The organism is Acidobacteriota bacterium, from assembly GCA_040754075.1.
Classification (GTDB): domain Bacteria; phylum Acidobacteriota; class Blastocatellia; order UBA7656; family UBA7656; genus JBFMDH01.
In genome coordinates this window covers 64652-76984 of the sequence record JBFMDH010000011.1, presented here as the reverse complement: position 1 = coordinate 76984, position 12333 = coordinate 64652, and the positions used below count along the sequence as shown (strand labels likewise).

8 protein-coding genes are annotated in these 12333 nt (G+C 51.8%); 6 read left to right on the top strand and 2 right to left on the bottom strand.

The genetic code is table 11. The features are described from left to right. Positions 1-117 precede the first annotated feature (117 nt). The gene (locus AB1757_13740; protein MEW6128097.1) at positions 118-834 is read right to left on the bottom strand and encodes a hypothetical protein; all 717 of its coding nucleotides are present in this window, start codon (positions 832-834) and stop codon (positions 118-120) included. A 152-nt stretch (positions 835-986) separates the two neighbouring features. Next, on the bottom strand, positions 987-2672 hold the full coding sequence (locus AB1757_13735; protein ID MEW6128096.1) for an FG-GAP-like repeat-containing protein: 1686 nt from the start codon (positions 2670-2672) through the stop codon (positions 987-989). Between the two features lie 261 nt (positions 2673-2933). On the opposite strand from AB1757_13735, the gene pip reads away from it, so the two are divergent. From pip to AB1757_13705, 6 genes are all read left to right on the top strand, one after another. Further along, positions 2934-3881, top strand: a complete 948-nt coding sequence (pip, locus tag AB1757_13730; protein MEW6128095.1) for a prolyl aminopeptidase — start codon at positions 2934-2936, stop codon at positions 3879-3881. Between the two features lie 16 nt (positions 3882-3897). Further along, positions 3898-4569 carry a DUF1963 domain-containing protein gene (locus AB1757_13725; protein MEW6128094.1) on the top strand — a complete coding sequence of 224 codons (672 nt, stop codon included), beginning with the start codon at positions 3898-3900 and terminating at the stop codon, positions 4567-4569. A gap of 29 nt (positions 4570-4598) precedes the next feature. After that, positions 4599-6272 carry a neutral/alkaline non-lysosomal ceramidase N-terminal domain-containing protein gene (locus tag AB1757_13720; protein MEW6128093.1) on the top strand — a complete coding sequence of 558 codons (1674 nt, stop codon included), beginning with the start codon at positions 4599-4601 and terminating at the stop codon, positions 6270-6272. Between the two features lie 806 nt (positions 6273-7078). Further along, positions 7079-8980 (top strand): PAS domain S-box protein, encoded by a 1902-nt coding sequence (locus tag AB1757_13715; protein ID MEW6128092.1) that lies wholly within the window; start codon positions 7079-7081, stop codon positions 8978-8980. Between the two features lie 314 nt (positions 8981-9294). Next, on the top strand, positions 9295-11358 hold the full coding sequence (locus AB1757_13710; protein ID MEW6128091.1) for a caspase family protein: 2064 nt from the start codon (positions 9295-9297) through the stop codon (positions 11356-11358). A gap of 74 nt (positions 11359-11432) precedes the next feature. Then, on the top strand, positions 11433-12209 hold the full coding sequence (locus AB1757_13705) for an enoyl-CoA hydratase (protein ID MEW6128090.1): 777 nt from the start codon (positions 11433-11435) through the stop codon (positions 12207-12209). Positions 12210-12333 lie beyond the last annotated feature (124 nt).

Here is a 12333-nt window from a genome sequence, read left to right as displayed (position 1 = left end):
CCTGGTACGGCGAACGTTCCGCTGCCCTTGGGCAGCCGGTAGTCGTTCAAAAAACCGGAAGCCATTTGCTCCTTGAATCGCTGCTTGAGGTTTTGCTGAGTGGCACAGGTTGTCCGCTCAACTGACCAGCCAGGTCGCAAACCGCATCCAGGCATCCGTCCCTGCCAGCATTAAACGCAAGGGTTGCGACGCAATGATCAACAGCGTGCCCCATATAAAGGCTGGGTGCAGCCGACGATTCATGATGGTGTCATAAGCCACACAGGCAAGCACAACCAAATCGGTTAATCCGAAAAACACCAGTGGCCCGCCGGTTTCGATGAATTGTAACGGGATGCGCGCGATAGCCGGCGTCAGCAGATTAACTGCGCCAAGCAGCATCAGGCGTTTGTGTGTATCCAGGCGGCGACGATAGTAGAGCGCCGTTGCGATGAGCAGCGTAAAGACCGCCATATCGCCCAGCGGGATGGCGAGAAAGACGAGCGGCGGAGGACCCGGAGAAGCCCCGCGCGCCGCCGCGGCAATTGCCGTGAGCACGCTTACCAATACAATCAGCGCGGCTAAAATCGCGCCTGCCACTCCCATTCGCTGATGCCACCTGGTGCGGCGGGCGGCGACCAGCCAGACCTGCGCGATAAACAGCGCCACCCACAAGGTCATCACAATCCCATGCGCATGCACCAGCAAGCCGGGCAATGCCGGGCTATCGAACAAACCTTTCAGATAGTATGTCCGGGCAAACCCCAGCAGGACGATAAGCGGAATGAGAATCGCAATACTCAGGTATAAGCGGCGTTCCTTAACGCGGGCATTATGAAGCGGATTTACTGCCATAGCTGTCCTCCATCTTTTACTGATGACTGCATCATTAATCCGGGTTCAGGACGCCTGACAGCGCCTGGCAGTCCGGTAAGTCACAATTTAAGAAAATCAATTGATAGTTTTCCCGAAGGTCGAAGACGGCAAACCGAAAAAGATTTGCCGGATTAAAAAATCGAAATGCCCGAACAAATCGCCCCGCCTTTTTTACCGGAAAAGTCTATGCGGATTTGTCCGTTGCTGTCCGGCCACACATTTCGACGCGCGACGGGACGGGCATTGAGCATTCCAGCCTGTTTCAAGAGATTGGAATTCTGCAAAATCGTTTTGCCATTGATGGCAATCGTTAGCGCCCGCTTCTTGCTGAATTTTTGCGAGAGTTCCGCAAGATACAACTTCACCGTGTAACTGCGCCCGGCAGCGACCTGTGCCGTGTAAGTGAAAGTCCCTTGTCGGGCGCTTTGATAGAGCGCCTGATTGGTGGTGCCGTTAATGAATTGGTCAGTGGTAATTACTTTGCCGCCGTCAAAATTTCCGTCCGCAGCAAATTGCAAATTATTACCCATCGGCACCAGCGAACCGCCACAATTGACGCGAAACGACGCCGGATGTGTCAATTGCATGGTCGAATGATTCAACATCACGCTGACGATATTAAAGAAACGACCAGGGTCGGTTTCAAAATTTCCCGAAAAGGTATAATTGCCAACCGCAATGTCAACCTTGTCGTCGAGATTGAAATCCGCAACCGCCGCCCATCTTGACGGTCCTTCGGTTTCAAAAAATTGCGGAGCCGAAAACCCGCCGCGCCCGTCACCCAAAAGCACCGAACAGGTCATGCCTTTGGCGCTTGTCGCGATGATGTCGGATTTGCCATCGCCATCGAAATCCGTGAGCACGATACCGAAAGGCCAGATGTCGCCCGTGCCGTATTGACGCGGCGCTGTAAACGTTCCATCGCCATTGCCGAAAAGCGCCGAAATATTATTGGAATAAGCCGATGAAGTGATGATGTCCAACTTGCCATCGCTATCTATATCGTGAACGACGGCAAAGCCCGTCAGTTGACCGACGCGATAGATGCGCGGTGGCTCAAAGCTCGCAGCATTTTTTTCGCCTTTATTGAGAAAGACCGCTACGCGCCCGTCAAAGGTATCGCTCGGCACTACCATATCATTGCGCCCGTCACCGTTGAAATCGCCGAATTCGACGGCGCGTGGTTGCATGCCTGCGGTTGCAGGAATCACTGTGGGTTGAAAAAAAGTGCCGTCGCCGACGCCCATCAGTAAGGTGATGGCGTAGCTATCGAAATTCGCCACGGCAATATCGGGAATCGTATCGCCATTCAAATCGGCAACCGACGAAGACCATGCATCATTGGCGGCATAGGCTACGGGTTCGGCAAAGGTGCCGTCCTCTTTTTGTAGAAATACGGAAACGGTTCGACCATCTTTATTGGGAACGATAATGTCCAATCGTTCATTGCTGCGCAAATCGGCTGCCGCGATGCCGTAAGGTTGATTGCCATCGCCTACCGGCAAGGTTTGCGCGAGTGTGAACGTGCCATCGCCTTTGCCATAAAACACGTCGAGGGTTTGCGATTGATAGAGCTGGTAGGTGCCAAGGTTGGCGACCACCAAATCGGGAATTTCATCGCCGTTCAAATCTTCTGCGGTGATGCCGCGCGGTCCCAGTCCTTTCACCTGCAAATTGGTACGCGCAAAGGTGAGAGCGGTTGACTGAGCGCGCGCAGAGAAATTGGAAAGCGTGATGAGCGAAACAAAAACCGCAAGCGTCATTAGCACACACACGACTTTCGTATGTCGCAAAAATAGACGGGAGATTTGTGACATGCCCACTCCTGATACTGCCTGGTGATTTTAGAAAGGCAGAGGTTTAATAGCATCGCAGGAAATTCATTGTCAAGATGGACGGTTTAAGCGTGGGCATTTGAAAGTTCGCCGTTGCCGTTAGGCGTTTAAGGATTTGCCGTCACCTGAAAAAAACTTCAAATAACCAACCGTCAAATATTTCGAGAGCGCGTTTAATCTTTTGTTAAAAAACTCAGCCAAGCCTCATTGCCGAACCTCAGCGGCAATTATAGAATGCGCCCTATGAAAACCTTTTACGATCCGATTGAACCTTATGAAACCGGAATGCTTCGCGTCTCTGATTTGCACACCCTCTACTTTGAACAATGCGGCAACCCGGAAGGCAAACCGGTAGTCTTTTTGCACGGCGGACCGGGCGGCGGACTGGCTGACGACTATCGTCGCTTCTTTGACCCGGAAGCCTATCGCATCATCCTGTTCGACCAACGCGGCAGCGGGCGCAGCACGCCTTACGCGGAACTCAGAGAAAACACTACCTGGGATTTGGTTGCCGACATTGAACGTTTGCGCCGGCATTTGAGCATCGCCGGTTGGGTGGTTTTCGGCGGTTCGTGGGGCAGCACGCTGGCGCTCGCTTACGCAGAGACCCACCCGGAACGTGTAAAAGCCCTGGTGCTTCGCGGCATCTTCCTGCTTCGCAAAAAAGAGTTGGACTGGTTCTATCAAAAAGGCGCGGACGCGGTGTACCCCGACGCTTGGGAGTCGTATGTCGATTTCATTCCCGAATCGGAGCGCGGCGATATGATTGCGGCTTATTACAAACGCCTCACGAGCGATGATGAAGCGACGCGCTTTGCCGCGGCGCGCGCGTGGAGCATCTGGGAAGGCAGCACCTCGAAACTTTTTCCCGACCCGAATTTGATTAATGATTTCGGCGCGCCTGAAAAAGCCGTCGCGCTGGCGCGCATCGAATGCCACTACTTTTTGAACAAAGGTTTTCTTGAATCGGAAGATTACCTGTTGAAAAATGTCGATAAAATCCGCCACCTTCCAACAGTCATCGTGCAAGGGCGTTATGACATGGTCTGCCCGATGATGAGCGCCTGGGAATTGCATAAAGCCTTCCCCGAAGCCGAACTCCACATCACTCCCGACGCCGGACATTCGGCTTTTGAAAAAGGCAACACCAGCGCGCTGATCGAAGCGACAGATAAATTCAAAGAGTTGTAAGTTGGCCAAGAGAATCATGAAAAAGAAATATTCAGTCACTTTTCAATCATCTTCATCCCCGATAACAGAGTATGTAACAAAATTCGGGGGACAACCGGTTTGGCTTACAGAACCTCAATGGCCGATTAGCCGAGCAGCAAATGTGCCAATGATGTTTATTTGTCAAATCGCGCTGGCGCACGAATTGTTTGGCGATATTCCTGGCAAAATGGCTTATGTGTTCATGAAAAGTGATGAAGAAGAAAATAGTGGAGAGACTTGGAATCCTGACGCTGGAGAAAATGCCGTTATTATCCAACCCGATGGCATTTGTGAAGTTGAAACCCAACCTCTCAGTGAAGGCCCAACATTGCAAAACTCGACCAATAGCGAAGGCTGGAAACCGGTTGAATATTTAGCGTCCTTGGAAATTGGGGAAGACCCTGATTTCATTGCCGCGTCGGAATTATGGGAATTACCCGAAGACGAGCGCGAAACGTATCAACATGCTTTAGAAGGAACCAAGATTGGCGGGACGCCGGGCTTCATACAATCCGATGAATTTCCTGAAGGTGGGAATTGGAATTTGCTCTTGCAACTAGACCCTGATGACAAGTTTTTTTATATAAATTTCGGTGATGCTGGAATAGGCTATGCCTTTATTTCGGAAGATGGGACAAGAGGAAAGTTGTTGTGGCAATGCGCCTGAGTCAAATCTAAAAGGTATCGGAGAAAATAATGTCGAAATTTATTGCCTGTGCAATCGTCTTTATTTTTGTTGTCGCGCAACTGTTGTTTCCTTCGCAACCGGTGAATGCCGCGAAGGATGATTTGAAGGTCGGGGTTGCTGCTATCCCAATCACGCCGTTTGGAAAAAACGCAGAGTGGGACGGCACGATTACCGATTCGGGCGTCTGGGGCGAACGTTTTACTGACTTGAATAAAAATAATCGCTGGGACGCGGGCGAAGCCTTTGAAGATGACGAAGGCAACACGGTGCTTGATGCCGGTTCAAAAGGCAAATACGACGGCATTTTTTTAGCGGGCTTTGGCGACAATCGCATCGCCACCGGCAAAGCCGATGATTTGTGGGCGCGCGCCATCGTCCTGGAATCGGGCGCAACCCGCATGGCTATCGTTTCGATTGATGTCATCGGCTACTACTCGAAGATGGCTTATTACGGGCTTGAAGAAATTAAGAAACTGATTTCGCCAAAACTCGGCATCGCGGAAATTCTCATCACCTCGACGCACAATCACGAAGCCCCCGATACCATCGGGGCGTGGGGCGTTCACGGACTAAGCGATGGCAAGTATCCGAAATACCTGCGCTTCATTGACCGGCAAATCGCCAAAGCTGTCACCCAGGCGGCAAGCCATACGCAACCCGCGAAGTTGAAACTTGGTCGCACCAATCCGCAAGAGTCGCCTGCGATTGCCGGCATGCAAACCCGCACCCACGGACGCCCGCCAGTGTTTTTCGATGAAGAGATGCGCGTGATGCAATTTGTCACTACCACGGGCAAGATGCGCGACAAAACCATTGCAACCATCGTGCAATGGAACACTCACCCGGAATCGATGGAAGACAAAAACACCTTAATCACTTCCGACTTTCCGCACGCGGTGCGCGAGACGGTTGAAAAAAAATATGGCGGCACCTGTCTTTACATCAGCGGCGACATCGGGGCTGCGGAAATCATCGGCGACTCGAATACCAAAAACCATGACCGCATCCGTTTCGACGGCAAAGATTTTCCGCTCAAAGAGACGAACCATCGTCCGGCATTCACCATTGAACGCACCTATGCCATCGGGCGCGACATCGCCAAAGCCGCGATTTATGCTATCGACAAAGGCGAATGGAGCGCGGTCGCAAAAATTGATTTGAAGAAAGCCGAGCTTCGCGTGCCGATGGATAACAAAGGCTATGTGTTGTTGCAACAAAAAGGTGTGCTCGATAATCCGGCTGACAATTGGCAAGAGGTGCAAACCTGGGTTTATTTAATTACCATGGGCGACGCGCAAATCATCACCACGCCGGGCGAACTCTTTCCCGAAGTCTTCTATGGCGTCGAAAAATACGGGCGCAAAGATTGCCCCGAAGCCAACACCGGACGCCCCGCGGAACCCGGCGTGATTGACCGTATGACCAAAAAATACAAATTCGTTTTGGGACTTTGCCCCGATGAATTCGGCTACCTGGTGCCGGGCTATGATTTCATGCCGCCGTCATTTGGACTCAAAGGCATGCAGCAAGCCGTAGACCCTTGCAAACAGAATAAAGTGCCGAATCATTATCACGAAACCAATGCGGCAAGCTCTAATCTGGCGCCCGCCTGGGCATGTATTGCCCGGCAACTCCTCGACGGCACAATGCCCGATGTGGCGGCTTGTCAAAAAAAACCGTAGACCGGCAAAAACGCTTTCACCATAGGCTTTTCGGTTGAGCATCGGCTAGACCCTCGCGGGACTAGCGAGGGTTCCCAGAAGAGCTATATATTTTTTGACAATTGACTATGACGTGATAATTTCAATGCGCGTTCAGACAAAGCAACTTTCAAGAGAGGAATTAGCTGATGCATCCCAAAAAGGTTCTTTCGAGTCTTTGGTTCGTGAACGAAGTCATAAGCAAAAAGCAAACATATTACGTGTACGAAGGCGTAGAGCACTATGTGTTGGTGACAGTAAACAAAGGCAGGAATACATACAACTTCAACGTCGTTTCCGAAGAGGCTTGCGAGTATATAAAGAAACTCTTTGCTGGAAAGAGCAAAATTACTGGAGCCGAGGTTTTAGAGAAATCAAGGAAGCCTGCGCTTATAAAAGATCGCTTTGAATGTCTTGTACACACTATGCGCTATTGGTGCGGCGAGAATTGATACCCGATACAAAAGCAATACCCTATTCTTTAATATTCACAAATTGAAATAAAACGGAATGTTCTGTCCTTTCAAGCCGGGTCTAATCGCGTGCAGCCGAGTGCGCGAAGCGAGTTTTGAATGGTTCCTGCCAGTGCTGCTCGCGCGCCTGCTGAACGCGGGCGTTATGCGAAACCTGATTGACTCTGTCTGGCTGTCGTTTTAGACTGATGTTCCAAGTCCGAGTGCAATAAAAACTCCCCAAAACCAGAGAACCAACACGCAGGTATGGATATTGGTGAGAACCCCGCGAATCCGACTTACCGCTCCTGATGACTCACAATAGGCGGTCGTCATATGAAGGATGAAAAGAAATCCAAAGCGCAACTCCTTGATGAATTGCAAACGTTGCGAAACCAACTGAACCAGTTGCAGTCCGCAACCTCTGCGACGGTAAGCTCTGCTTCTCAAGACGAGGGCGAAATCAATCCGACCAAGGAAACTTTGCGCCAAAGCGAAGCGGCGTTACGCAGTCTCTATGACAGCGCCTCAATGATGATGGGGGTTGTCGAACTGCTTGGCAATGATGTGTTGCACATCTCGGTTAATCAGGCGACCGCCGATTTTTTCGGCACCACGCGAGAAGCCATTATCGGCAAACTGGCAAGTCAATTGGGGGCGACAACGGAACTGGCAGACATCTGGATTGCGGCGTATAAGGAGAGCGAGCGCGCCGGCGAACCCTTACGATTTGAATATGAACTGGCGGGGAGAAAAGGCACACGCATTTTAGCTGCGACGGTTTCTCATATCGGTAAGACTGGCGAAGGGCATAGCCGCTTCTGTTACATCATCGAAGACATCACTGAACGTAAACGCATACGCGAAGCCATTAGAGAGAATGAAGCGGGTTATCGCCACCTGGTCAATAATGCCGGTGACATCATTTATAAAGCCGATGCCGCGGGCAATATCATCCTGTTCAACCCTACAGCTACGCGCATTTTGGGGTATACCGAAGAAGAGTTGTTAGGGCGACATTATTTGGCTCTGTGTCACCCGGATTTTCGTGAAGCGGGCGAACGCTTTTATAGCAGACAATTTATTAAGCGTATACCGGAAACCTATTATGAGTTTCCGGCGATTGCCAAAGATGGAACCACCGTCTGGTTGGAACAAAACGTGCGCCTGGTTACCGATGGCAAGCAAGTCATTAGCTTCGATGCCGTTGCCCGCGATGTCACCCAACGCAAAGTCGCAGAAGAGGCAACCCGAAGAGCCGAAGCAAAAGTTCGCACGCTGGTGGAAAACGCCAGAGATGTGATTGCCCGATTCGATAGAGACCGGCGTTACCTGTATGTCAATCCGGCAATCAAGCTATACACCCTACTCGAACCGGAAACCTTCATCGGCAATCGGTTCGGGGATTCCGGTTTTCCTCCCTCGCAGCTTGTCTTATGGAATCAGGCGCATCAAAAAGTCTGCGAAACCGGCAAGCATGCCGAAGTTGAATTCACTTATCTGAGGGCGGAGGAAAATATTCATTGTCAGGCTTATATGGTGCCGGAATTTGCCGCTGATGGCACAGTCGAATCGGTGCTGGTGGTGACCCGGGATATTAGTGAAAGCAAACGCAAAGAGTACGCCCTCAAAGCCAGCGAAGAACGTTTCTCGCGGGTTTTTCAATCCAGCCCGCTGCCCATGACCATTCGTCGCCTGGATGACGGACGGTTTATGGATGCCAATGAAGCCTATCTGCGCGCCATCGGTCGCACCCTGGAAGAAATACAAGGACGCACGCCTGTCGAATTGGATACCTGGGTGAATCCTGCCGATTACCAACATTTCATGGAGGAAGTCAGACGAAGAAAAACCGTCCGCAACTATGAATGCCAACTGCGAACGCCTTCAGGCAAGCAGGTGGTGGCGCTGTTGACTGCCGAAATTATCGAAGTGAATGGTCAGCAATGCGTTCTGGTCATCACGCTCGACATTACCCGTCGCAAACAAGCCGAAGCCGAGCGCGAACAATTAATCGCGCAACTACAGGAGGCGCTGACCAAAGTGAAATTGTTGAGCGGACTCCTGCCCATCTGCGCCTCCTGCAAAAAAATCCGTGACGATAAAGGTTATTGGAACCAGATTGAAGATTATATCTCGAAACACTCCGAAGCCGAGTTCTCGCACAGCGTCTGCCCTGATTGCCTGGAAAACTTCTACAGTGAGCTTTTACGAAAAAAACAGGTAAAGGTTGAATAACTCAATAGCCGTAAACCATACAGGCAGCCGGATTATTTAATCACTTTGTCCAATGGCGACACTCCTGCCGATTTTTGATGGCTTCATCAGGGCGAAAATTTTGACCGCCTTCCGGTTAGCCAGGCTTTTTAACAATTTTCTGCGAACATTTTGATGACTTCTGTGGTACTAAGCTAACGAGGCAATTAGAAGGCAAGGCTGGTTCCAGCTTAACTCACCTGGCCTCTACGTCTTGGGCAAAATCGGGGATTTAACTTTAGTTATCACGAATTTCCTAATGCGGCTCACCTGAACCGCAACGAGAGGTAGAGGTAATGAAATACCCGTCAAGATTTAGAAACACCCATATTCAATTACTTTTTCAACTGATTATCTGTTCGGCGATTACCTTCGCTCAATCCGATATAAGAATGAAGCCGCAGCCGTTGAAGCCGAAAATCGGACAAACGGCGAGTCGCAAAATTTCGGTTTCGGAATTTAAAACCGGGGTTGCGCCTGATGGTCGCGGCAAACTCTGGGCAGTGGTGATTGGCGTTTCCAATTATCCAAACTTAAAACCCGAAGACCAGTTGAAATTCGCGCATCGCGATGCCGAAGCGATGGGCGAATTTCTGCGCAGCCCGGAAGGCGGCGGCTTTCCTTCAAGTCAAATCAAACTTCTATTAAATCAAAATGCGACGGTCGCGGCGATACGCACGGCGCTCGGTTCCTGGCTTGCGCGCTCTGCCCAAGCCGATGACATCGTTTACATATTTTTCGCAGGTCATGGCGTGGTCGAAAATAATGAAGCCTATTTGCTGGCTCACGATTCCGACCCGCAGAACCTTTATGCGACGGCGCTTTCGGTGGGTGAACTCAACCGCATCGTCAGTGAGCGTGTGAAATCGCGGGTGCAGGTTATCATTGCCGATGCCTGCCATTCGGGAAAACTGGGACTCACGTCACGCGGCACGAGCGCCGAGGCGTTAATCAATCGCTATTTCGATGAATCGGGAAAAAGCGGCGCGGGGTCTTTCAAACTGCTGGCTTCACGCGACAGCGAAAGCAGCTATGAAGACACACGCTGGGGCGGCGGTCACGGCGTCTTCACCTACCATCTACTCGAAAGTTTGCGCGGCAAAGCCGATAGCGATAACGATGGTGTCGTGCGCGCCGGTGAAGTCGTCAACTATCTTTCCGAAATCGTCCCGAATGAAACCAAAGCCTTGCAGCATCCGCGCGTCGCGGGCAATCTCGATGCGCGTTTGCCACTTGCCGTTTTATCCTCAACGCAGGCTCCGGCTGCCGATACCGCTGCGCTTCCCGCGTCGCTAACCCTTGAAGTGCGCGGTATCAGCGGCAGCGAAGTCTACGTGAATGCCGCTTACAAAGGGCGCATCAGACCAAGCGGCGTGCTGTTGATTGATGGTTTACAAAACGGCGATGTAGAACTTTCGGTTGACCCGCCGGGTGGTGAAACCCTCAAACAAAATTTAACCCTCAATGCCGAAAAGACGGTGCTTGATTTATCAACGGCAATTCCGGCGCGGGCGGCGATGAAAAGTTCTCCGCTCGTCGCGCAAATCAAAGAAGCGATTACTCAGGGCAAAATCGTTGAAGCCGATGGCGCGTGGGCGCTTTATCAACAACTGATTCGCGACACTCCCGATGAACCGCAACGCGCCGCTATCGAGATTGACTTGAAAGGCGCGCTTGATGAAGTGGGACAACAGAGCGTCAATAATTATGTGCGGACTTCCGCGAAGACCTTCAACCCTGAACAACTGCGCCGCGCTAGTTTAGCGTTTGCGGCGCTCAAACAACTCGACCCCGCGAGTCCGCAGGTTGAAGCCAAGCGCTTGTTTGCCGCCGCCCGCGTGTTGCTAGTGGAAGGCAAACCCAAAGAAGCCATCGCGCTTTTGGAAAAATCGATTCAGATAGATGCGAAAACCGCTTGTCCGTTTAATGCTCTCGGCGCGGCTTATGAAGCGGCAAACGAAGCCGACAAAGCGATGGATTTTTTCAAACGCGCCGTATTGCTTGCGCCCGGTTGGTCGCTGCCGCATTACCGTCTGGGATTGCAGTATTATTCGCGCAATAAAACGGAAAGCGCGGCGCGTGAACTCAAAGCCGCTGTGCAACTCGACCCGGCGTTTTTAACCGGGCGCTGGTGGTTGGCGCGTATGCTGCGAGCTTCGGATAAACTCGCTGATGCCGAACGCGAAGCCATCGAGTTGATTCGCATCGCGCCCAACTACACTCCGGCTTATGTCGAACTCGGATTGATTTACGAAGCCGATAAACAATTTGGCAAAGCCGCAAAAACCTTTGATGCCTATCTGCGTTCATCGATGAACGCCGCTACCGTAAACCCACAAGCGAAAGCGCCGAAGGAATAATCACAGGCTTTTGTGTATAATGCGCAGTACCGTTTAATGGCGGCGGTACTGCGCCGCCTGTGAAGGAGAATGTTATGCCATACGAAAACCTGCTGGTTGAAACCCAAGACGCTATCGCGCGCATCACCCTCAATCGTCCCGAAAAACGCAACTCTTTATCGCTCGCTTTAATGCGCGAGTTGACCGCTTGTTTAAAAGAGATGGGTCGCTCCAGCGAGGTTCGCGCCGTAATTATCGCCGGCGCAGGCGCGGCGTTTTCCGCCGGTCATGATTTGAAAGAGATGATGGGGCGCGCGATTAATGAATACCGTGAAATTTTCGATGCCTGCGTTGAGATGATGGAAACCCTGCAAAGCATTCCGCAGCCGGTGATTGCCGAAGTCCAGGCGATGGCGACCGCCGCAGGGTGTCAGTTGGTGGCGACCTGCGATTTGGTGGTTGCAAGTGAAACGGCGAAATTCGCTACGCCAGGCGTGCGCATCGGGCTGTTTTGCAGTACGCCGATGGTGGCATTGACCCGCGCCATCGGACGCAAACGGGCTTTAGAGATGTTGATGACCGGCAAAGCGATTGATGCGCGCACGGCTGCCGATTGGGGACTGGTCAATCGCGTGGTGCCCGTTGAAAATTTGCGCGAAGCGACTTTCAAGTTGGCTCGTGAAATTGCCGAAGCCAGCCCCTTGACTTTAGGCATCGGCAAACAGGCGTTTTACGCGCAGATTGATTTAGACCAGCAAAAAGCCTATGCCTATACCAAAGAGGTGATGAGCATGAACGCGATGGCTGAAGACGCGCAGGAAGGCATGGGCGCATTTCTGGAAAAACGCGCCGCTTGTTGGCGCGGACGGTAGTTGAGACCGGAAGCAGGGGAGAAGGGGAGACAGGGAGACAGGGAGAAGGGGAGAAGGGGAGAAGGGGAGAAGGGGAGACAGGGAGAAGGGGAGAGTTTGCGCCGCCTGCGATAGCGCGTGGGTT